The 22939-nt window shown below is 43.8% G+C and carries 17 protein-coding genes; 8 read left to right on the plus strand and 9 right to left on the minus strand.

Features of this window, described 5'->3' with window-relative positions; genetic code table 11:
* Nucleotides 1-23 precede the first annotated feature (23 nt).
* Nucleotides 24-1664, plus strand: a complete 1641-nt coding sequence (locus Y697_RS02430) for a peptidylprolyl isomerase (protein ID WP_121550104.1) — start codon at nucleotides 24-26, stop codon at nucleotides 1662-1664.
* A 129-nt stretch (nucleotides 1665-1793) separates the two neighbouring features.
* Here Y697_RS02430 and Y697_RS02435 read toward each other — a convergent pair whose 3' ends face one another.
* On the minus strand, nucleotides 1794-3113 hold the full coding sequence (locus Y697_RS02435; protein WP_121550105.1) for an MFS transporter: 1320 nt from the start codon (nucleotides 3111-3113) through the stop codon (nucleotides 1794-1796).
* A gap of 357 nt (nucleotides 3114-3470) precedes the next feature.
* Between Y697_RS02435 and Y697_RS02440 the strand changes: the two genes are divergently transcribed.
* The 3 genes from Y697_RS02440 to Y697_RS02450 all read left to right on the plus strand — a co-directional run bounded on the left by Y697_RS02440 (nucleotide 3471) and on the right by Y697_RS02450 (nucleotide 6201).
* Nucleotides 3471-4646, plus strand: coding sequence for an HD-GYP domain-containing protein (locus Y697_RS02440; protein WP_121550106.1), 1176 nt, complete (start codon nucleotides 3471-3473; stop codon nucleotides 4644-4646).
* A gap of 230 nt (nucleotides 4647-4876) precedes the next feature.
* Complete coding sequence (locus Y697_RS02445; RefSeq protein ID WP_259462297.1) at nucleotides 4877-5641, plus strand: GNAT family N-acetyltransferase; 765 nt, start codon at nucleotides 4877-4879, stop codon at nucleotides 5639-5641.
* A 281-nt stretch (nucleotides 5642-5922) separates the two neighbouring features.
* Nucleotides 5923-6201, plus strand: coding sequence for a DUF427 domain-containing protein (locus tag Y697_RS02450; RefSeq protein ID WP_121550108.1), 279 nt, complete (start codon nucleotides 5923-5925; stop codon nucleotides 6199-6201).
* A 63-nt stretch (nucleotides 6202-6264) separates the two neighbouring features.
* On the opposite strand, the gene Y697_RS02455 is transcribed toward Y697_RS02450, so the two are convergent.
* From Y697_RS02455 to Y697_RS02485, 7 genes are all read right to left on the minus strand, one after another.
* Complete coding sequence (locus tag Y697_RS02455) at nucleotides 6265-7761, minus strand: tripartite tricarboxylate transporter permease (RefSeq protein ID WP_121550109.1); 1497 nt, start codon at nucleotides 7759-7761, stop codon at nucleotides 6265-6267.
* Nucleotides 7762-7765: 4 nt separating this feature from the next.
* Nucleotides 7766-8263, minus strand: coding sequence for a tripartite tricarboxylate transporter TctB family protein (locus Y697_RS02460; protein ID WP_121550110.1), 498 nt, complete (start codon nucleotides 8261-8263; stop codon nucleotides 7766-7768).
* 63 nt (nucleotides 8264-8326) lie between these two features.
* Nucleotides 8327-9283 carry a tripartite tricarboxylate transporter substrate binding protein gene (locus Y697_RS02465; RefSeq protein ID WP_121550111.1) on the minus strand — a complete coding sequence of 319 codons (957 nt, stop codon included), beginning with the start codon at nucleotides 9281-9283 and terminating at the stop codon, nucleotides 8327-8329.
* Between the two features lie 12 nt (nucleotides 9284-9295).
* Nucleotides 9296-10243, minus strand: coding sequence for a sugar kinase (locus tag Y697_RS02470; protein WP_121550112.1), 948 nt, complete (start codon nucleotides 10241-10243; stop codon nucleotides 9296-9298).
* 4 nt (nucleotides 10244-10247) lie between these two features.
* Nucleotides 10248-11219 carry a sugar kinase gene (locus Y697_RS02475; RefSeq protein ID WP_121550113.1) on the minus strand — a complete coding sequence of 324 codons (972 nt, stop codon included), beginning with the start codon at nucleotides 11217-11219 and terminating at the stop codon, nucleotides 10248-10250.
* 11 nt (nucleotides 11220-11230) lie between these two features.
* Nucleotides 11231-12109, minus strand: coding sequence for a dihydrodipicolinate synthase family protein (locus Y697_RS02480; RefSeq protein WP_121550114.1), 879 nt, complete (start codon nucleotides 12107-12109; stop codon nucleotides 11231-11233).
* Between the two features lie 15 nt (nucleotides 12110-12124).
* Complete coding sequence (locus Y697_RS02485) at nucleotides 12125-12988, minus strand: MurR/RpiR family transcriptional regulator (protein ID WP_121550115.1); 864 nt, start codon at nucleotides 12986-12988, stop codon at nucleotides 12125-12127.
* A 318-nt stretch (nucleotides 12989-13306) separates the two neighbouring features.
* Between Y697_RS02485 and Y697_RS02490 the strand changes: the two genes are divergently transcribed.
* Both Y697_RS02490 and Y697_RS02495 read left to right on the plus strand, forming a co-directional pair.
* Nucleotides 13307-14329 (plus strand): sugar kinase, encoded by a 1023-nt coding sequence (locus tag Y697_RS02490; RefSeq protein ID WP_121550116.1) that lies wholly within the window; start codon nucleotides 13307-13309, stop codon nucleotides 14327-14329.
* A gap of 22 nt (nucleotides 14330-14351) precedes the next feature.
* Nucleotides 14352-15572, plus strand: coding sequence for a threonine synthase (locus Y697_RS02495; protein WP_183083682.1), 1221 nt, complete (start codon nucleotides 14352-14354; stop codon nucleotides 15570-15572).
* Nucleotides 15573-15819: 247 nt separating this feature from the next.
* On the opposite strand, the gene Y697_RS02500 is transcribed toward Y697_RS02495, so the two are convergent.
* Nucleotides 15820-17076 carry a serine dehydratase subunit alpha family protein gene (locus Y697_RS02500; RefSeq protein WP_121550118.1) on the minus strand — a complete coding sequence of 419 codons (1257 nt, stop codon included), beginning with the start codon at nucleotides 17074-17076 and terminating at the stop codon, nucleotides 15820-15822.
* A gap of 858 nt (nucleotides 17077-17934) precedes the next feature.
* On the opposite strand from Y697_RS02500, the gene Y697_RS02510 reads away from it, so the two are divergent.
* Both Y697_RS02510 and Y697_RS02515 read left to right on the plus strand, forming a co-directional pair.
* Nucleotides 17935-20286, plus strand: coding sequence for a diguanylate cyclase (locus tag Y697_RS02510; protein WP_121550120.1), 2352 nt, complete (start codon nucleotides 17935-17937; stop codon nucleotides 20284-20286).
* Entirely contained in the window at nucleotides 20276-22939 is a 2664-nt protein-coding gene (locus Y697_RS02515) for an HD domain-containing phosphohydrolase (RefSeq protein WP_259462271.1), read from the plus strand. Before Y697_RS02510 ends, Y697_RS02515 begins: the two co-directional genes overlap by 11 nt.

Consider the following 22939-nt stretch of genomic DNA (forward strand, 5'->3'; position numbering starts at 1 on the left):
CTAATACACGAGGGGGAATAATTTTGAAGAAGTTTATACTAGTTTTCCTGGTGGCTGTTCTCTCGATAGCCCTACTCGGAGCTGAGTACGCCGTTAGGATTACGAAGGCTGGAGAACCAGTTTCGGAAGAGTTCTGGATAACAAAGGAAGATATTCAACAAGCATTCGAAGCAACGATTGCAAATGCAGCAAGTCAGGGAATAGCGCTTGATCCATACTTTGACAGCTACTATGTTCCTAGTGAAATCGGCTTGAAAACGATGATAATACCATACATAGTTGATGAGAAGCTTATTGATTACTACGCTGAAGAAAACAATTTACTTCCTTCGGACGAAGAAGTCGATGCTGAAACAGATGCGATGATGGAGACATACACATCAAATCCGGAGGTGCTACAGCAAATTGAAGCAATCTACGGCTCTCTTGAAGCCTTCAGGTTAGAGATGAGAAGTTATGTCTTTGCGACGCTGAAATCTGAGCTTGTTCAAGAATCCGTTGCACCGTTGAATGATGAAGCTCTTGCAGTCTATTTTGAGGAGTTCAAGACGGAAATTAAGACCCAGTTTGAGACAATTAGGGCAAGGCACATACTGGTAAGTGATGAAGCAACCGCAACCGATCTCATGAATCGAATTGAAGGCGGCGAGATCACTTTTGCAGAAGCCGCTTTGCAGTATTCGATTGATTCGGGAACGGCGGTTAATGGGGGAGATCTAGGATCTCTTCAGAAGGGACAAACAGTCCCCGAATTTGAAGAAGCAATCCTTTCCGCCCCGATAGGCAAACTCTACGGTCCTGTTGAAAGTGAATTCGGATATCATTTGATAATTGTCGAGGAGAGAACCGAAATTGACAGTCTTGAAGACATGATGAATTCGCCCAGTTACAACGACTTCGTTGCAGGTTACCAGAACGATACTTATAGTCGTTGGATAGAGAACTACATTGACCAAAACGATTTCGACTATGAGATTCTAGATAGTGAACTGCTTTTCTACAAGGATTATACTGATGCCATCGCAACTGAGGAAGCGGCGAACGAATTCTTTGTTGAAATGGCCGCAAAGATATTCGGTGAAGAATCTCTTGCAGAAGAATCTCCGTTGGATTATGCGGTGTTCATAGAGTTGTCTGAAATGCTTGGCTACACAGACAGTCCGAACTACGAAACTGCAATCCGAAGACTCTTCGAGATCGGAGAAAAGCGCGGAATGGTTGTTCAGATGATGTACGAGATTGATAGCGATGATCCCGAGGTTGCCGCGACTCATTACAGTTCACTGCTTGAAGAATTGGAAAATACCTTCATGAACCAGGACCTTCTTCAGCAGCAGTTAAGCAATTACGGTCAGAGTTTCGTAGATTACGTATTCAGCACAATCGAAGAAATCGAAATTGGTCTAGAAAGTATGGTCGATAGAGAAATCTCTAGTGAATTGAAGGCCAATATTCTTTACATACTCATAAGGAACAACTCTCTTTCACTCGATCTTGATTACAGCCCTGACTGGATAGAGGAAAAACTGAACAAAAGGCTAAGTTACTTCGAAAAGCTAATGGTAATCGAACCTTCTGAAGAGGCTCAAGCCGAGATAGATTCAATAGTTTCAGAGTTGGAGCAACTCGTATCAGAAAGAGAAACACAAAACGCCACTGATTGAACTAACATAAGAACTAAGAACCGGAGAACTCCTCTCCGGTTCTTTTTTTATGAAATTTAGTTTCGATTAATTAGATGAATACTTTCGAGAGCCGTTTGTATTTCGGCTCAATTTGAGGGATTTGAATGATCACGCTCCTATACCTTCACTTGCGGTCTCAGTCTCAATCGAGGGACCTGTTGTTTCGTTCCTGTTTCGGCTCAGCTTGTCTTCGAAGAGCTTGGACATACCTTTTATGAGAAAGACAACGGTAAGAATGGCATTTCCGATACACGATGCTAGAACAAGATAGTGAACGGGAAATCTGTCAACTGCAAATCCGAAGATTGCCGAACCCAAAGGAGTAGCAATCTGCGCAAGAATTGAGATCACTGAAAACACTCTTGATCTGTGACTTGTAGGCACTATACGATGAAAAAGAGTTTGAAGCGGCGTGTTCACAAAGGCGTTGAAGACACCCATTACAATAATAGGTACACCAAGTGACACAAAGTACAGCCATGAAGCTCCACCGAAAAGTCTCGTGAAGTACGGAAAGAAGAAAGCTGCCAGAATGAAGTTTATAATTGTTTCTGCGGCCAGACCTCCTGCAAATAGGCGACCCTGCCTTTTCTTAACAAGAATTGTTCCCAGCAATACATTACCAACGAGAACTCCAACTACCCAACCAGATTGAAGAAAACCGTACTGCTGACTGGAAAAGCCGACTACTGTGCGTGCAAAAAAAGGGAAGACAACTATGAAGATCGGAGACAAGAGAAAATTGGAGACCATAGCAAAAACAAGAACCATCAGGAGTCCTTTGATTTTCCTCAGAAAGGTAATTCCCTCTGCGATATCGAGAAAAACGCTTTTCACTGAAACTTTAGATTTTTCTGTTGTCTGCTGATACCTGATGAAGATTTCGCTTATTGCTGAGGCTATGAATGATGCTCCGTTAAGAATAAATACTATCTCAATTCCAAACAGACCATAAAGAATTCCCCCGAGAGCCGGTCCCACAATGTAAGAGACCGAGTTCACCGCTCCAAGAATTGAATTTCCTCTCAATAGGTTGTCTTCTCCTATTATGTCTGGTAGCATAGCTGCAGTTGCGGGATCGAAAGAAATATCCAGCGTTGAGACTATTAGTTGAAAGATAAAGAGAAGTGTTATGGTAAGAGCTTCACTGTTTGCAAGGTATGCCATTGCCAAAATTGCGGCACCTCTGGCAAAATCCATGTATATCATGATAAGCTTGCGGTTGAATCTATCACCTAATACTCCCGCGATCGGACCGAAGAGTATTCTGGGGAGCATAGTGACAATAGAGAAAGTACCCATCATTGCCCCGGAGCCTGTAATATCGAGAATGTAAAGCGGGATTGCCAAAGCCTGGACACCACTTCCAATGAGCGAGACTAATCTTCCAGTTGTGAACAGCCAGAAATTTCTTCCCAAATCTTTCATTGAACCACCTCAAATTCTGCTAACTCATATTTAATAATATCATAATTAATACAATAAAATCAATAGCAAAATTAATAATTGTTATGTGGACAAAAACAATACTCATTTGAATCAAGAATTTGCAAAACCCTAAAGAATAAGCAAAGATGCATCGAATATGAGTGAATAAATGCCAGGAGTTGCAGAAGTTAAAGACTTAGGAAATGTGAATGATTGAATAAGTCATATAATTAATACTACTTGATCCAAAATACAGGGAAGAGTATTCTTGAGATATGAGTTTATGGCATGCGTTTGCAATTAAACAAGTGACATGCCTTCTATTTGAGAACAGCATGAACCAGGAGGAATTTCGAAATGCGTTTTAATACCAAAGAGATGTATCTATTACTTTTCAGACTGCTTCAAAAAGTTTCCAAGATTGATCTGCATTCACTGCAGGTTGCATATATGTCTAAGTCAATGGGCATGGAACTCGGGTTCTCCAAACACCGTATGAATGTTATCGGATTTCTTCACGATATCGGACTTCTTAATCCCGTGCAAGTAAACCAGGTTCAGAGAATACACGGAGTGGAGAATGCATCTATGAGAAACTGGTTGGCGCTTGATAGCGGACTCCAAGAGAACCATGCTGTTATCGGGTCCAGGATAGTCAGTAAGATAAAGGACATTGCTGAGCTGTCGGAAGTGGTTGAAAAACATCACTATTATTCCATGCTTCTTGATCCAAGCAATGAGCAGGATGTAATGGCAAATGTAATTCATCTAGCCGATACAGTAAGTATTTCTTTGATCTCTGGAGAGAGAACTGTGAAGCATATTGATGAAGTGAAACAAAACATAGCAAACTCTAATGAGTTTCTCGAAGAAGCAAGAGACGCATTTGAGAAGATTTCAGAGAAGAAGGGTTTCTGGTGGTCTGTTGTTGATGAGGATACGCTCTACAATGAATTCGAACAGGACCTTGAAGAGAATACCTTGAGCAATAATGATCTTCAGTCACTTGGGGATATCCTGATGTATATGACAGATGTAAAGAGCAAGTTCACTACGTTTCACACTGAAAGGATAGCTTATCTTTCCAGACTGCTTGCCAGAAGAGCCCATTTGGGTGATGAAAGGTCAATGGAAGTATTTTTTGCAGCAAAAATTCATGACCTAGGGAAGATGGCGACCCCTATTTCCATTCTGGAAAAGCCAGGCAAACTAACTGAAGAAGAGACATTCATCATGCAACGTCACATATTTGATTCGTTTCTAATAGTTGGAGGGAGAGAGGCTATTGAGAAGCACCGGCTATTGCAGTGGGGGATAAATCATCATGAGAGACTTGACGGGAGCGGATATCCCTGGGGCAGGAGTGGTGCGGAACTCGATCTGGAATCAAGAATCATCATGCTGGCGGATGTCTTCGTTGCTTTGACAGAAGACAGGCCCTACAGAAAGGGTATGTCCGTAGAATCATCTCTAGACATTATTGCACTCAAGTACAGAGCGGATTGCTCGACGAATATGTATTCGTTAAGTTGAGAGATCTTGTAGCCGAGGGTCTTGACTTTTCTGGAATTGAACATACCAAGAATCCCTTTCTTCTATGAATTCTGACTATGAGATTCCTGGTAGCCGTAGAAGAATTTATAGCTCGGTGACTCGCAGATTTTGAGATTTACGACGGCCTTCGTCGATTTCATGCCTCTTTTTGGGTTAAGGATCTTCTTCTTTCTTGAAGATCCTGTTTGGAGGTGAATCGATTGATTGAAGTGAAAAGGGCTACTGAAGAAGATTTGGAGTTCGTAGCTGGGTGTGGTCACTCAATGAATAATGAAGTAGCCGAATCTGTTCGTAGAAGAACACAGTGGTTCTTGGAAAAATGGCAGAACGGACTGGTGTCTCTAATAGGACTTCTGAAAGGGAAGCACGTTGGGTTCCTTAACATGTTTCCGATTGAGATCTCTCCCTGGGGACCGATTGGCAAAGAACTGTACGTTATTAACTGCCTGTTCGTCACGTGGGACTATCAGAAAAATGGAGTAGGAAAGAGAATGATGTCCAGCGCTATTGATATTGCCAGGAGCACTTCAAGAAAGGGGATAATCTCATTTGGATACACAGATCCGAAATGGTACCTCCCTGTCTCTTTCTTTGAGAAGTCCGGCTTTCGCGAAATCTCAAGGAACGGAGATGAGAGATTGATGATGCTTGCTCTATCCGGCAAGGCAGAGATACCGAAGCAAATGGTGAGCAAGTATACTTATGAGCCTGTTGAAGGGAAGATTGTGGTGGATCTCTTCTTCAACCGTTTCTGTTCAACCAGTGACATAGAGGCATATAGAGTTATGAGAGTTGTGAAGGAGTTCAAAGACAATGTCGTTTTCAATCTTCACGAAATCGAAGAGCCGGGAGTCAAGGAAGAGTTCGGATTACCAAGAGCGTTTTTCGTGAATGGGAAAGAGATATTCTGGGGATATGAAGCTCCCGAGAGTGGGATAAGGCAAGCGATTGTCAATGCTATCAACTGTAGTTAGAGGTTTCATTCACCTTGGTGAAACATCTTGTGATAAGCCAACTGGAGATTAGGGCTTAACTAGCGTATAAGGGGATTGTGTTTCGCGAAGAAGTCTGCAGTGAATCTTCGTGATCTTCTGATAAAAAACGAGGTTCTGGAGGAATCAAATCAAATTCATTTTGGTCGACAAAAGTGGAGAGTTTCGTGCAGTTCAATATGAATGGCACTTATCATGCAATGGTTGATTATAATACACGGTATTAACTCTCCAAGTATGTTTCAATTGATGAGAAGATTTTTATGAAGGCAGTTCGGTATGGAAAAGTCATTGCAGATAGCGACCAGACGATCATTATGGAAGGTAATCATTACTTTCCTCCGGTGGCCGTAAACAGAGATTTCCTTGAACAAAGCGATTTCACTACTATTTGCTGCTGGAAGGGCGAAGCTCACTATTACAACATCGTTGTTCACAGTGAAAGAAACGAAAATGCTCCATGGTACTGTCGAGAACCTCTGGAAAAGACAACAAACATCAGGAACTACGTGGCCTTCTGGCGGGGCGTCAAAGTTGAATGAGCGAGCAAAGCAATTTGAAAAAAGCGATGCCTTCCGGCATCGCTAATTAATTATCTGATTGCGTCATTCTTCCTTCTTGCTTTTCGAAAAGGCTTTCTTTAAAAGGCCAAGAGCAGGACCACCAAGGAAGACCAGAACTATTAGAATGAAAAGAACAAGTGAGATCGGCCTTGTGAAAAACTGGTCCATGCTTCCTCCTGTTTTAATAAGTCCAACTCTCAGGTTGTCCTCTACCATAGGGCCTAGAATCAAGCCTAGTATCATAGGAGCCAACGGGACTGATAGTCTTTCAAACATAAATCCAATGAATCCAAATATCAACATAACGTAGATATCGAAATAACTGTTCCTGATTGCGAAAGACCCGATCATAGAAAATAACACGACTGCAGTCAAAACTACGCTTGTCTTCATCTTCAGAACGAAGGCGAACGCTTTGATTCCGAGATACCCAATTGGTATAAGCAAGATATTTGCCAGGATTGCAATACTGAAGACTCCGTTTACCAAATCGGGCGATTCTATGAATATCAATGGACCGGGTTTAAGACCGTACATGAGCATCGCTCCGAGGACTATTGCTGTTATGGTATCTCCTGGAACGCCGAAAACTAGAGCGGGAATCCATGTCCCACCAAGGGCTGCATTGTTTGCGCTTGTAGGCGCAATTACTCCCTTGATATTTCCCTTACCAAAGTCTTCACTGTTTCTAGAAGTCTTCTTCTCAACGCCGTAGGCAACCCACGATGCAATATCTGCTCCAGCTCCGGGAAGCGCTCCCACAAAAGTGCCGACAAATGCAGACTTAATGAGCGTCCACTTGTTCTGCCAGATTATTCGAAGAGCTTCGAGTGGAGAAATCTTCACTTTCTCGGTGATAGGAGGCAGTTGGAGCTTAGAGGCGCCCTGCTGAACGCGTTTCAGCACCTCGGAGATTCCGAATAAGCCTATCATAACCGGGATAAAGCCGAGACCATCCATTAGCTCAATATTGCTGAATGTATATCTTGGAAAGCCTGTTGTAACATCTATTCCAATAGTGGAAATCGCCAGACCAAGTACTGCAGAAGTAAGCCCTTTCACCATATTTCCTTTGCTGAGAACTGCGCTCATGCTGAGGCCGAAAAGGCCGAGCCAGAAGTATTCAAAGTTAGTGAATTGAAGAGCGAAGTTCGCTAGAGGCGGCGCAACCAAAATCAATAGCAGTATCCCTATCAACCCTCCAATTGCCGAGCAAAAGAGATCCAGGGTGAGTGCCAGTGATCCTTTACCCTTCTTAGCCAGCTCAAATCCATCGAGAGCGGCAGCTCCAGAAGCGGGAGTTCCCGGGATTCTCAGAAATGTCGCGGGAATGTCACCCGAAAAAATCGAAGTAAATGAAACTCCGAGGACCATTCCAAGACCGGCGAGAGGGGTCATGTAGTAACTAATCGGTATTATCAAAGCCACGGCCATTGTTGCAGTAAGTCCAGGTAGACCACCTACGAAAATCCCAAACGTCATTGCCATGAGGACAGGGAAGATAACGTCAGGGCTGAAGACTGCTAATACTGCGTCCATCTACTCACCCCCTGACAATGTTCATGATTATTCCTTCGGGAAGAGGTATCCTAAACAATGTCCCAAATATCAGGAAAATCATAACTGCTAGAATAGTTGAATATATGATTGAACGAAGCACTTTCACATTCAGAACGATCATCAAAATCGATGATACAATTATTGTCCCAAGAATGAAGCCCAAAAACTCGATAATTGGCACAAAGAAAACAATCGCTGCAATTACGGCAACAATATTCTTAATTCCCTCAAAAGTGAATTTTTCCTCAAAAGCAATTGCTGAATCCTTTGGCAGCTTCTTCATCTTTATCATAACAGCGCTCTTAATGATAAAATACAGGCCAAAGATTATTAAAATCACAGCGAGAGTAAAAGGAAAAAACTTCGGACCGGGAAGAGTCTCTCCTCTTATCTTGTATGCTGGAAAGGACCAGCCGAAGTAAAATATCAGTGTTGCAAGCAAAATAAGAAACACCCCGAATAGAATATTCTTGACATTCATTAAATCACCCCAATTACTCAAATAGAAGAGGCGGCCCGCCGGGCCGCCTGCTGTTGGCAAAACTTATTCGATGAATCCTCCGAGTTCGAGGACTTCTTTCCATGCGCTGTCCTGCTGCTCCGCGAATTGGTAGAACTCCTCGCCGTTTCGTATCTTTATCCCAAAACCGTTTGTTGCCATGAACTCTGCAAATGCATCTGAATTTGCGATCTTCAAGACTTCGGTTTCCAGTATTGCCTTCACTTCATCGGGAGTACCTACAGGAACTGAAATCCCTCTCCAGGTTCCTGCAGACCAGTTTATTCCCTGTTCCTTGAGAGTTTGAACATCGGGGAACTTACCCAGCCTTTCATCCGACATTACTGCTAGAGCCTTCAACTGACCACTTTCAAGTTGAGAAGCCGCTTCTGCTATCGAACATGTAATTACGTCAACGTGTCCACCGAGCAGTTCAATTATTGACGCTGCTGCCCCAGTTGTAGGAACCCACGTGACAGAATCAATGGGAACGCCCGCTTCGTTAAACATACCGATTCTGGCTAGGTCCCATATAGAAGCGGCACTTGAGCCGGAGAAGAAGAACTCATTCGGATTGGCCTTAATATCGGCGAGAAGTTCGTGGATATCGTTCCAAGGAGCGTCTGCCGCAACGATAACACCTGCCGCGTCTTCATTGAACTGCGCAATGTAATCGAAGTCTTTGTAAGTTATCGTGGTAAGGCCAAGCCAATGCATATTGGCGATTTCGAGAGTCACGAGTGTGATCGTGTATCCGTCTGGTGCTGCATATACTCCGGCACTGTGTCCGACTGCTCCGCCGCCACCGGTTCTGTTAACAACTGTGAATGGCTGACCAAGAGCCTTACTTAACTCGTCTGCAACGTATCTCGCAACGCGATCAGTTCCGCCACCTGCGCCCCAGGGGCAGACTACTGATACAGGCTTTCTTGGATAGTCTACACCGAATAGAACCGATGAGGCCATCAGAGCGATTACTAGAAAAACTAGAAACTTCTTCACAAAAAACACCTCCTATTGAGTAACAGGGTTTCCCCCAAGAAAATCATTAACCTGTTCTTTTGACGGTTGTCCTTCTGTAGAACCAGTTTTAGTACAAGTCAACGCCGCGGCAGACAGCGCAAACTGAAGAGAATCTTCTACATCTCTGTCTTCCAAATAACAGCACAACAGAGACGCAGTGAATGTGTCTCCAGCCCCAACAGTGTCGGCAACTTCAACCTTCTTTGCTCTGCCTTTCACGCTCTTCTTTCTAGTAGCTATGACCGCTCCCTTTACTCCACACCTGAGGGCGACAATTTTTGGGCCGAGTTCTAGAATGGAATTGGCTGCATCCTCTGGATTGCCCTTTATCCTCAGTACCTCTTGCTCGTCATCGTTTAGAGAAACGATATCGGCATACTCTGAAATAACACTCATATATACAGATTTGGCAAGATAGCTCGACCAGAGTTTGCTGCGAAAATTTAAATCAAACGAGATTACTACACCATTCTCTCTTGCTCTATTCATGAGAACAAAACTGGCTTCGAGACATTGTCTGCTAATCGCCTGAGAAACTCCGCTAAGGTGTAGAATTCTTACTCCTTCAAAATCAACCTCTCTTGCGTCATTCACACTGTAAGTACTAGCAGCAGCGTCCTTCCTTCTGTAAATGAACTCATGTTTTTCTCCCGTGAAGCTCGCGAAGTACATTCCTGTTAGCCTATCACTGTCAATAATAACATTGGTTGTGTCTACTCCATTGGATTTCCAGAGATTAAGAAACCCCTCTCCGAAGGCGTCGTCTCCAACCTTTGTTATGTATCCCGATGTATGATCGAGTTTTGAGATGCCAAGCGCGACATTTGAAGTGTCTCCTCCCCAGGTCATCTCGAACTCACCGGCCTTTGAAAGACTCCGTCTATCTTTGCTGTAGAACGCTGCAAGAGGTTCACCAAAACACAGGACTTCTGGTTTCACACAATCACCTCAGTAGCCTCTTCTCGCCTGCACCGTATACATTCAGGAAAGTCTCAATTGCTTGCCAGTCGGGCAAGGGTTCAATATCGCCCTTCAAGCTGACCGTTATTGCCCCGGCGACATTTGCATATCTTAGCGAATCTTCAATGCTTTTCCCTTGAAGGTAACTTGCAAGGAAGGCTCCATCGCAGGCGTCGCCGGCTCCCAGTTCATCGATGACAGGAACCTTGTATGAAGGCATTGAATAGCTTTTACCGCCTACCAAAGCTTCAACTCCATCTGATCCGTTCTTAAAGACAATTATATCGGCAGACTGAGCTTTCTTTACGATCTCTTCTCTCGCCCTTTCCATATCATCGCCGAACAACATTGTCAAATCACCGGCACCGGTGAAGAGAATATCTGCTTCTCGAATAAATGGATCCAATGTATTCATTGCATTCTCGCGCGTCTTGAGAAGATTAATTCTTATGTTGGTATCAAAAGCGACCTGAGCCCCATGTTTCTTTGCAAGCTCAATACTTTTCAAAGCCGCGTCATTACAGCTTTCACTAAGAGCTGGAGTAATTCCACTTACTAGAAAGAGATCTACGCCTTCAAAGAGTTCATCTCTCAAGTTATCCGGGCCAAAATTTGCAGCAGCCGAGCCTTTTCTATAGTAAAAGACCATAGTTTTGTCTGGTACAGGATAGCTTCTCTGGACGAAGTACACGGCAGTTGGGTTGGTTTTATCTTCAACGATACCGTCCGTGTCTACTCCTTCTAGTCGGAGCGAGTCGATTACCACCTTTCCAAACTCATCCGCTCCAACGGCACTTAGAAATGAACATTCTATTCCCAATCGCTGCATCTGAATAATCGTGTTCGCTTCTGAACCTGCCACATGTCTCTCAAAAAGACTTTGAAAACGAAGAGCCCCCTTTTCCGTTGGGTTCATCTGGACCATTATTTCTCCAAGCCCGAGAGCTCTCTTCATCAATTCACCCCCTAGAGTGCCTTCATTTCTTTCAGAGCGTCTTCAATCTTCTGATAAACTGAATCAGATACGAGAGAATAAGGATGCCTTGGATAACCGGAATCAATACCTCTCATTTTCAACATTGCATGAATCGCAGGAATGCTTTGAGCATAATGCTGAATGTCTCTAAGTTTATTTACTCTCAGCTGAAGCTCCAGTGCCTTTTCATAATTACCTTCAACGCTTTTTTCATATAGTTCGACTACCGGTTCGGGAAGTGCGTTCGCTAGTCCACAGATAGCCGCATCGGCACCCAGTGGTATCGAGGGAATAATGAAGGCTTCTGTACCGCTTATATAACAGAAGTTGTCCATGTCCATGTTGAATTTTACTCCGTAGAAATAGAGAAGATCAAACGTGCTATCCTTTATCCCGTAAAGACCCACGTCTCTCAGTTTCTTAAGAGTCTCGATGTCTATCGTTACTCCGGTTGTTTTTGGATTGTTGTAAATGAATACAGGAAGAGCAGTTGTCTCTATGAGTTTTTTGAAGAATCTGACGATATCGGCTTGAGAGTAGGGGAAGTAGAAGGGTACCACTGTTGCAACAGCTTTGGCGCCAGCTTGTTCGGCATGTTTGGCAAGTTCGAATATATCATTTGGATTGCTTGATCCAATGTGAGCGATTACTGGTACACGGTCTGCTGCCCCCTTAATTGCAAGTTCAGTTACCTTCTTTCGTTCATCCACAGTCATGAGCGGTCCTCCACCGTAAGTACCGCAGACAAAGAGACCGTGAACCCTTCTGGAAAGGAAGTCTATGAGATTGAGATACCGTTTCTCATCGATATTTCCCTCTGAGTCAAATGTTGTTAGTACCGGTGGAATAATTCCTTTAAAAGCTCCCATGTTGCACCTCCGAGTTTAGAATTTCAGATATGATAATGATCTTCTCGATAATGAAAGAGTATCGAGTGACTCTTCCCCCTCCCTTACCGCAAGACAAGCGAAGAGTGAGTCAACAACCACCATCTGGACACATCTCGAAACGATTGCGTCGGTACGCAAGTTCATTTCTTCAGGGACGGCAGCTACAATGCAGAGATCTGCAATTCTAGCAAGCGTTGCATCGGCAAATCCTGTAAGCGCTATGATTTTCACCGTATTCTTCACTTTTTGAAGAGGCAAAACCACGTCTTTGCTCTCCCCCGACTGGGAGATTGCGAATACGCAGTCATCCTTACCAAGTTTTGAAAGCGTAACTGCATTTGTATGTGAATCCGGACAATAAATAGCATCTTTTCCGAGAAGATTCAGCTTGAAAGATAAATTGTTAGCTATGGAGCCTGAAACACCGTATCCAATGCATATTATTCTTCTACTATTCTCAATCAAATCGACTGCTTCGGTTATTCCCTTTCCAATTGGCCCCTCTGAGTTCTTTTTCAAAGCCATAATGCACCCATTGAAAATCTTTCCGACAACATCTGATGGCTTGTCTTCTATCGAGATATCCTCATAAGGATGATAAAAAGACGATCCGGCGATTTCAGATGCTAGAGTAACCTTGAATTCATGAAAGCTTTCATATCCCAGCTGCCTGTAGAACCTTACGATTGTCGATTCACTTCCCACTTTCGACCTGTTCATAAGCTGAGTTATTGAAAGATTAACGGTTTCGGAGGGGTTTTGAAGAACCGCATCTGCAATTCTCTTCATTGTTGGTGTGAAGTCGGCGCTTTCTCTGGCTATTCTATCTAGAAGAGTTCCCAAAAAAATCACCCTCATAGAAAAAATTTCTACTATAATCTAACATGATTTGTCCTTCTAATCAAATCAGAAGATTAGTCATTAGAGACAATAATGCACATTTAAAAAGAATTAGAAGCGAATAATGAGATAAATCTAGATATATCACTGAGGAAAGTCATAGAAAAAATTTTTTTCGCAAGTTGATGGATTCACATTACGCTTTACTGGAGGTTTTGATCTGCTGTGCTATTATCTAAATGATTATGAATTGCAAGCGTTGATAATTTCCAAACTTTGCAGTAAGAGTCTTCATTGATTTCGATTGTCAGTTTATGAAGTGGGAGGATGATTTGGATGTCCAGAGTAGTTACCTTCGGAGAAATAATGATGCGTCTTGCATCTCCTTTGGGAGAGAGATTTGAGCAGACTAAGAATTTCGAAGTTGTTTACGGGGGAGCGGAAGCCAATGTAGCCGTTGCGATTGCGAAGTACGGGGGGAAAAGCAGATTCGTGTCAAAGGTGTCGGCAGATCAATTCGGAGATGCGGCCATAGGAAACATAACGGTCCACGGGGTGGATACCAGTTATGTCATGAAAGATACCGGCAGGCTAGGTAAGTATTTCTACGAATATGGTTATTCTCAGAGGCCATCAAAAGTTATTTACGATCGTGATAACTCGGTCTTCGCTAATTCAAAGCCCGGGGATTTCGACTGGGAAGAGATTTTCTCAAACGCCACCTGGTTTCACTTCACAGGCATCACTCCTGCACTAAGCGATGGGTTGATCGAAACATGCGAAGTAGCTCTGACGGAGGCCAAGAAGAGAGGGATAACTGTCTCTTGCGATCTCAATTACAGGTCGAGATTGTGGAGCAAAGAAAAGGCGAGAGATGTAATGACTTCCCTTATGAAGAATATAGATGTGCTCTTTGCAAATGAGGAAGATAGCGAATCTGTCTTTGGAATAAAGGCACAGGGAACTGATGTTAGCGATGGCAGGCTAAGTGTCGAGGGATACAAAGATGTGGCAACAAAGCTTAGGGACACATTTGATCTGAAGGCAGTCGCAATTTCCCTAAGAGAAAGCATAAATGCCAATTTCAACAGGTGGTCCGCAGCGCTGCTTACCGGTGGGGAATTCATTGTATCTACGAAATACGACATAAACATAATCGATCGTGTAGGCGGAGGAGATGCATTTGCTGCGGGATTGATCTTTGGACTTGACAGTTCATGGGAATCGGGGAAGTCGCTTGAGTTCGGTGTCGCTGCATCTTGCCTAAAACACACAATAAAGGGAGACTTCAACATTGTATCTAGGGACGAGGTCGAAAAGCTACTTGGTGGAAACGCTTCAGGAAGAGTTGTGAGGTAGGAATGTGACATCTCGCCATTATGTGCAAAGTTGTGACGTATGCGGTTTCCAGAACAGCAATTCAGTTGGTATCCCAAAATGCCCTAAGTGTGGCAACACTCTTAATTACAGATACAATCAAATTGGCGAAACGGGTCTGGATGATTTTCCGGACAAAGATCGTTACGGCATGTGGAAATACCATAGACTACTACCAATCGATGATTTTCATCACTGTGTAACGCTTGGAGAGGGTGCAACCCCTTTAACTACTAGCGTTAGACTTCGAGCAGAGTTGGGAAGCACCGGGAGAATTATGCTGAAGGACGAGACTCAGAACCCTACCGGCACTTACAAAGATCGTCCTGCGGTTATGGGTGTCATTAAGGCTATAGAAATCGGTTCAGAAAAAGTGATCATCGCTTCTGATGGAAACGCTGGCCCTGCAACAGCCGCTTATTGTGCCCGAGCTGGACTTCGTTGCTTCGTACTGATGCCTGCCGATACGCCTGTTGAAAGAAACGTGCAAACGATCTTGTATGGTGCTAATCTCATCCTTGTGGAAAACAGTACTGTAAGCGATTGCATTGACTTGATAACTGAACTACCTGAATATTACAACTGGACTCATCTGACAACTGCCGCGGCAGTCAATCCTTATCACTTTGAAGGTACGAAGACCATAGCTTTCGAGATTGCGGAAGATCTTGGATGGAATACTCCAGATTGGGTTATAGTGCCCGCGGGAGGGGCCGGACTATTAGCGGCTGTTTGGAAAGGTTTTTTAGAGATGATAGAAGCTGGCATAATAACTGACCTCCCAAGATTACTTGCCGTTCAGGCCGAGGGGTGTGCGCCTTTAGTAAGAGCCTTTAAGGAGCACAATACAAAGATCGAGAGATGGGAAAAGCCCAGTACCCTGGCGATGGCCATTAGCGTTCCTTACCCGCTTGACGGTGAACTTGCTCTTCAAGCAATAAGGGATTCCGGTGGGTCGGCTATCTCCGTGTCGGATAGTGAGATGGTTAACGCTACCCGTGTCATGGCAAGACTCGAGGGCATCTTTGCAGAACCAACTGGTGCGGCTTCTATAGCAGGTTTGGCGAAAGCCATTGAAGAGGGAATCGTAAGTAAGGAAGAATCGGTTGTTGCGCTTGTTACAGGGACAGGACTAAAAGTCATCTCATCGTTTGGCAAGATTCTTGAGGTACATAAGACGATTGGAAGGAACATTTCAGATCTGAAGAGCACTTTGGATGGATAGAGAATGGTGTGTTTTGTTCTTCAAATACTGGAACCAACTCGCCGCATTCAATATATGCGTTTCTTGTTCCGCGGACAGAATATTACGTACGAAGAATAGGAGCCATTTGTGTATAGGGTAAACCTTTTCTTTATGCGATCAGAGAGAGATTTGTCTGATTGTCATTTAGTATGCCATAAGTTCTCCGATATTCAGGCTTGACAGAGCGAGATTTTTCAAGGATTTATGAATTGTCCAATTGATTCACTTAATGGAGTTCTTTCGTTTTTCTTTTTCTATTTTCGAGTACCTCAACTATTGCGGAGTCGATCTTTGACATACCTTTTGAAAGAAGGACCTGGATGTTTTCTATAGACCTGTCCAGAGTGGTGGAAATGAATCCCTGTTCAGAATTAACTCCAAGATTGTCCATTGCCAGTAATGCACAGCTATATGCTTCCTGACCTCCAAGGCCCGCCTTCAATGAACAGCTCTCTTTTGCACCATCGCACATAATTCCCGTCGTGCTCGATAGTAAAGTTAGCATTGCCTGTTCAATGATGTCCCTTGTTCCTCCAAGGAGATAGGTAATCCCTGCTGTGGCCCCCGTCCCGGCAGCTGTAACGCATCCGCAGATCGGGGCAACTCTGCCGAGCTTGTTCTTTATGTAACCGGAGAAAAGGTGGCTCAAAGCTACTGCTTTCGCAATGTCCTCGCGACTCTTTTGGAAGTGCTCACCGGTCAGAGCCACTGGAAGTGTGGCAACGATTCCCTGGTTACCACTTCCGCCACTGCTCATTACAGGAAGTGGAACACCTGACATCCTGGCCGCTGAAGCCGCGAAACAGTAACTCCGAATTCTGTATCCGAGACTTTCGTTTTCATAGTATCTGGAAGTTTCTCTCGAAGGTAGCATTTCATTAAGACCAAATCTAGCTATCTTGAGATTCATTTCTATTCCCTCGAAGATCTTCTCGATTTCCAGTTCAGTGATTTCTCGAACTGACTCAAATATCTCTTCAGGGGTAAGTTCCAGTATGTCGGAAGGGACTATTTCCTCACTTGAGGGAACCTTTTCTCCGTCAATTTCTAATAAAACGACATTGGTGTGACTGTCAATTATCCTGCAAAGCGCAGAGTGATTCCGATTAGCCACCGAGGCTTCAATAAATACTCCAGATAGATCTTGATCACAGATCACACTGACCAGGCCCTTGTCCAGCATCTCTCTTGCAAGATCTACTGACTCAATTCGGCAAGGTCTAAGTGCCTCGAGCTGGAGGCCTGCGTCTCCGCATACAGCACCTAAAGCGGCAGCAAACTCATTCCCCTTTTCATCTGTACCTGGAATTCCCACGTACATTCCGTTCTTGTACACATTGACACTGGTAGTTACTTCTACTTTTTCTACCTTTCCTTCGAGTTTGCTTGCTGCAAGAGCAACACAAAATGCGATCGCTCCGGGTTCTGTGCACCCAAGTGCAGGTCTAACTTCTCTTTCAAGATATTGTTCGAGAAAACGCATCTTTCACCTCCACTGTCCGATAACTTAGTTTAGCACCGCTTTCGAATTGGAGCAGATATCTCAATCTCTTGAGATTTTCATCCTTAGGGAGATATGGTGCTCAAGCTCTTCAAAGCCACGAAAATCGGGAGTATACTGAATCAACATGAACAACACAAAGAATCTCCTATGGCAAATTATCAATTAATTAGAGGACTCAGACATCAAGAATCGCGAGCTCTCCCACCCTCCAGTTTTCACAGAACCAAACCCCTTGCTGAAAATCGAGAAGTTGAAGCGTCCCAGATTATCGAGTGTGGCAAACAACGCAGTTCTACTATTCGTGACAAGCCAACAGAGAATCTTGATCCTGTGATTCGCCAGGAAGTAACGGAAATGCCTGGAGATTGCTTCTACTGGAGTATGAGACAACAATTACACTAGATCGGTGATCTTCTAGAGATTTCGGAGCAATTTACTGTTGTTCTCTAAGAAAAGGTATAGTTCAGAATACGATTGACGGCGCAAAGCCAGAGATTAGGATTGTCCAGAATAGGAAGTCTTGACGGTTGGGGAATTCTTGAATGTAATCGTGGAGAGACTTCGTGAAAGCAGATATCGATTGAGGATGCTTCCCGAACTCCAAATAAGCCATTCGGGCGAATCTTCAGAGTGAATGAGCTTCTACCTCTTTCATTGTAGCGCTAAGCGCAAAGTTCAAAACATAGAATGCTTATTTTCAAAGCTGTCAATTGTGTGCGGCTCTTCTCTTATGTTGCCCTAGTTGAGATATTAGAGACATACTCGGGATTTTTGGCAAGAAGTTGCAATGATATAATCAAATGGGATTGTTCTTGCAGTCCATCCGCGGAGGGGATTATGGGAGTCTGTAGACGCGATTTTTTTGCTTCGTTGGAGACAATCTTTTCTTATATGTCTGTTGAGGGACGGAGTGTAACGAAGCTGTGCGATGTTCTAACTGTAGCCGGCAAGTCTCTTTGTGCTGATCGGCTTGCAATCTACGAGTTCCAGGATCTAACGGATGGTTCTTTTTCCTTGAGACAAATCTGCGAATGGAAGAGTGAAACGAAGGAAATCGAAAGGATTCTAGGTGTAAGAAATGAAGTCATACAAGATCGCTGGATTGAGAAAATCATTGGGGCGAAGAAGTATGGAATCTCCTCAGAGAAATCTGGGGGCGCAGTAGTAATAGTCAATTCCTTGGGCACGGCCGGATTAGCTCTAGTTTGCGAAGACAAGTCTGTGTACAGAGATTGGACAGAAGATGAGAAGGCCTTCTTGAGGTGCTTGATCAGTTCAATTTCTCTCAGTGATAAGGAACAGCTTTCGGAAGAGGCTTCCCGAGGTGAAGAAGTAGTGCTGAAGGAGAGACTATTAAGGAGCGACAGATTACTAAAGAATTTTGAGGGCAATGTTCTGGACATTCTTGCCGTGGCCGACAAAAAATTGATTTTCACTTACGTATCCCCTTCTGTGGTGAATACAATGGGCTTCACCCCGGAGGAGTTGGTAGGGACAAAGGCATTTGATCTGATTGATCGGAGAGATGTTGAACGGGTTATTGAGGAATCGAAAAAACTGGCTGCAGAGAAGATACATGGTTCCTTCAGGTATAGAACAAGGACTAAGGGCGGCAGAATGTTATGGATGGAAACGGCCGTCAGTCCTCTACTTAAGAGTAATGAAATAGAAGGTTGGACTATGTCTTCGAGAGACGTTACTAGCGAAGTGAAGCTCCAGGCTGAATTGAGAACCAGAGACAGTATGATGATTTTCATGAACGATTTGTATGTCTTAGTTCTCAGCGGAGACAACCTCCATGAAGCTGCTTCGAAGATTGTGAATCGCGCATATGAAGAAAAGGGCATTGTGGGTTGCAGAATTGTCTTCAGTGATGAGGATCCCTTCGATCTTGAAGTCTCAAGGGGTAATACCGAGATCTTCCCGGTAGACTTAGAAGGAGATCCCGAAGTTCTCAGGAAGCTAAGTGGCAATCACATACTTCTGGAAGACATAGTTTATGATGGGATCGAATTAAGGTACGTGTGTATAGCTCTTGAGTCAAATAATGAGGTTATCGGAGCTTTTGAAAGTGTTACAGAGAGGGTAACCGGCTTAACCGAGGAGAGCATAGACCTTTACAGGCTAATAGGCACCACCATTTCTCTTTCGCTTAATAAGATAAAGAACTTTGTGACAATAAAGAGGAATCACATCACTTCTGAATCTTTAAGAAAGGCGACCGAAGCGATTACGAAAGATCTAAACATGAACACCGTTATTGAATCCATAGTTGGCGGACTCAGGCAGGTCATTCCGTTTTACAGCGCCGCAGTTGAGTTAATCGATGGAGACCAGTTGCTGATAGTAGGTGGTAGCTGGCCGGGTAGAGAATCTTTCCTTGGAACGAGGTTTACAATGGAGGTTGGTAGTCCTGGCCATGATGTTGTCAAGAAGAAACGAATAGTCCTGGCTGAATATGCTCAGAAGAAATACCACCAGTTCAACAAACCGGATTTTGCTTTCATAAAATCGTGGATGGGTGTACCCCTCCTTATTGAAGATGAACCTATTGGAATGATCGCCGTTGACAGCGAGATTGAAAGGGCTTTCAGGAAGCGGCATTTGGAAGCTCTGAAAGCATTTGCAGATATTGCTGCAATAGGTATAAATAACGCCCGCCTTCACGAGGAGGTAAGAGATCTTTCGATAAGGGACTATCTTACAGGTGTATACAACAGGAGAGGTCTTTTCGAACTGGGAGAAAGAGAAATCGAAAAGGCAAAGCGTTATGGAACTGAGATGGGCTTGATAATGTTTGATGTTGATAACTTCAAGAAGCTTAACGACAAATTGGGTCATCTTGGAGGAGATTACGTTCTGAAGAGAGTAGCACAAATCTGCTGCAGGATTTTGAGAGCAGCCGACATATTTGGTCGGTACGGTGGGGATGAGTTCATAGTAATATTGCCCATGACTGACTCAAGACGTACTGAGGAAGCTGCACTTAGAATACTCCGCTCGTTTCGGGAGACGAATATTGAGTTTAATGGTATTCCGTTGGAGGTTAGTGCCAGCCTTGGCATAGCAGGTTTAGCAGGTCAGAAAGACGAGCTTGAAGAAATGATCAAGAGAGCAGACAATAATCTGTATGTTTCTAAGAGTTCCGGGGGAGATAAGGTAACAGGAGGACCGGAAAGTGACCAGTAGAAAATGGGAGACTAGGAGTATTAACTTGAGTCTCGAAGCACAACTCAGAGAGAGAAAGAAGGAGCTGAACCTATTATATAGCTTTTCGAGAATCGTTGATAGAGCCGAGAACTCTATCGAAGACATTATCATTGGTCTTGTGAGAATATTTCCTGATGCATTTATGGATCCAGAAAATACCCTCGCAGTTATTGTGTACAACGACAAAGTGTACGAATCGGGCAAAATCTTGAAAAGCGACCGGTTCATTCGTGAACCGATAAAGAAAGGAGGTAAAGAAGTAGGAAGTGTAACTGTCTATTACTGTGGTGACAGCGAAATTGCATTTCTATATGAAGAAGGTCAGATGGTTTTTTCGATAACAGAGAGGCTAGGGAAAATCATTGAGCGTATTAAGTCATCTGAGAGTCTTAATGAGAGTGAAGAGCGATACAGAGTCACTTTATCGAGCATAGGAGATGCGGTCCTTGCAACCGATGGATTTGGAATGATCGTATTTGCGAATGCTGTCGCCTGCAACTTGATTGGCCTTGAGGAAAAAGAAATTGTTGGTAAGAGAATGAATGATGTTATGGAAATATTCAGTGAAGAGACAGGCGAATCGACTCAGATTCAAGTTGAGGATATTATTAAGACTGGTATGAAAATTGGTTTGGCTAATCATACGGGTCTTAAGTCCAAGAATGGGAAGGTCTATTCAATAGCAGACTCGGCAGCTCCGATCATCAGGGATGATGGCGAAATCTCAGGAATTGTCTTGATCTTCAGGGATGTGACAGAAGAGAGGCAGAAGGAAGAGAGAATCGCACATAGCGAATCGAAATATCGTGAACTGGTGCAGAATATGAATGGTGGTCTTCTCATCATTGATAGCCACGATCAAGGTGAGAGCTTTTTTCTGAAGGAGTTCAAGCCGCCGAGAGGAATCGCAGAAAGTGCCGCCTGTAACCACTCGGGTAAGGATGTAAGAGATGTCTTCCAAACATTGGAGAAAAGCCAGCTGTACGATGCAATAAAGAAAACGTTCAAAGACGGAAAGCCACGTAGTGTTGGTCTTGAGCGATATATTTGCGGGAAGCAAGAAGGTTGGTGGGTGAACTATGTTTATCGGCTTCCTTCTGGTGAGATAGTAGATCTCAGTTATGATATAACTGAAATGACAGAGATCCAGAGATTCAAGAATGAAGCCGGTAGAAGTCTCTTCAAGATTTCGAAGGCAATAGCGGGTAAGCGATTTTCCCTCGATGAATTCATGAGAGAAACGATTGAGACGGTAGGTTCTTCGCTCAATGTCGATCGTGCCGGAATATATATGTTGAACAGGGTCGGAGAAATGGAACTGATGCTTAGCTATGATCTACATGAAGGAAAGATCAGAATGGATAGATCACTTGCGATGGGCACTGATCTGGCTGGCGAATACGTGAATCTAGTGAGCGATAAGCGATTCTTGAGCGTTTCGAATGTTGAGATTGAGAATAGTAGTCCCTTTGTCGACAGTCTTAAAGAGGCTGGCATTGAAGCCATCCTCGATATACCGTTGAAGATCAGGGGGAAGATCGTTGGATCACTCTTCTGCGATATGGAAACCTCAAGAGAATGGACAGCCGACGAAAAGCAATTCGCTGCTTCAGTTGGAGACATTCTAACTCTTGCTCTTGAAGAAGATGAACTGGTCAAGAGTGAACAGCGTTACAGAAACTTCTTCGAAATGAACGGGGCGATAATGCTGCTTATTGATCCATCAACAGGGAGAATCGTTGATGCAAATGAAGCTGCCAGCGAATTCTACAAATATGATACCGATAAACTCAAGAAGCTTTCAATTAGGAATCTCACAACAGATAGCCGAGGACTCAAAGAGATTAACAAGCTCCTTTCGAAAGAGACTCTCAGACTTGTGACACGTCAGAAGCGGGCCGGTGGAGAGATAATTGATGTGGAGATATTCGCCTCACCTTTCAGATCTTCTGGAGTGGAGTTGCTCAACTTCATAATAATTGATGTCACAGATGCTCTGACTGCAAAGGACAGATTAGCCGAAGCCTTGAAAAAAGTGAATGCGGCGCTAGAAGGGGCCGTCGAGTTAGTCAGTAAAGTTGTTGAAGCGAGAGATCCTTATACTGCAGGTCATCAAGAGAATGTAAGTAAATTGGCTACGGCAATTGCGGAGAAACTTGATCTAGAGAATGACTCAGTAAGATCAGTGCGAATCGCTGGTCTACTTCGCGATGTTGGAAAGGTTTCAATACCTGCTGAGATCCTTTCGAAGCCGGGAAAGCTTACCGATCTCGAGTGGTCTCTAATCAAACGTCACCCTGTCATTGGTTACGAAATCCTTCGTGATGTACAGCTCGGCGGTCCGATAGCAGAGATTGTAAAGGACCATCACGAGAGAATCAACGGAACCGGGTATCCGGAAGGTCTTGAAGGATCGGAGATCTCTCTGGAATCGAAAATTGTTGCAGTAGCCGATGTCGTAGAAGCGATGGTTTCTCACAGACCATATAGGGCTTCAAAAGGTTTGGCCGAAGCAATTCAAGAAATTGAGGGCAACGCTGGTATACTTTATGATAAGGAAGTTGTTTCAGCCTGTGTAGATTTAATCAAATCAGGATTCAGTTTCGGAAGATCCTATAACAGCAAATTCTAA

It is taken from the genome of Mesotoga sp. BH458_6_3_2_1 (assembly GCF_003664995.1).
Taxonomy (GTDB): Bacteria; Thermotogota; Thermotogae; order Petrotogales; family Kosmotogaceae; genus Mesotoga.

Excerpts from the sequence above, each read along its gene's own strand:
- Y697_RS02435 (WP_121550105.1), bottom strand. The coding sequence starts at position 3,113 with ATGAAAGATTTGGGAAGAAATTTCTGGCTGTTCACAACTGGAAGATTA.
- Y697_RS02440 (WP_121550106.1), top strand. The coding sequence starts at position 3,471 with ATGCGTTTTAATACCAAAGAGATGTATCTATTACTTTTCAGACTGCTT.
- Y697_RS02450 (WP_121550108.1), top strand. The coding sequence starts at position 5,923 with ATGAAGGCAGTTCGGTATGGAAAAGTCATTGCAGATAGCGACCAGACG.
- Y697_RS02455 (WP_121550109.1), bottom strand. The coding sequence starts at position 7,761 with ATGGACGCAGTATTAGCAGTCTTCAGCCCTGACGTTATCTTCCCTGTC.
- Y697_RS02460 (WP_121550110.1), bottom strand. The coding sequence starts at position 8,263 with ATGAATGTCAAGAATATTCTATTCGGGGTGTTTCTTATTTTGCTTGCA.
- Y697_RS02475 (WP_121550113.1), bottom strand. The coding sequence starts at position 11,219 with ATGAAGAGAGCTCTCGGGCTTGGAGAAATAATGGTCCAGATGAACCCA.
- Y697_RS02480 (WP_121550114.1), bottom strand. The coding sequence starts at position 12,109 with ATGGGAGCTTTTAAAGGAATTATTCCACCGGTACTAACAACATTTGAC.
- Y697_RS02485 (WP_121550115.1), bottom strand. The coding sequence starts at position 12,988 with ATGAGGGTGATTTTTTTGGGAACTCTTCTAGATAGAATAGCCAGAGAA.
- Y697_RS02490 (WP_121550116.1), top strand. The coding sequence starts at position 13,307 with ATGTCCAGAGTAGTTACCTTCGGAGAAATAATGATGCGTCTTGCATCT.
- Y697_RS02500 (WP_121550118.1), bottom strand. The coding sequence starts at position 17,076 with ATGCGTTTTCTCGAACAATATCTTGAAAGAGAAGTTAGACCTGCACTT.
- Y697_RS02510 (WP_121550120.1), top strand. The coding sequence starts at position 17,935 with ATGGGAGTCTGTAGACGCGATTTTTTTGCTTCGTTGGAGACAATCTTT.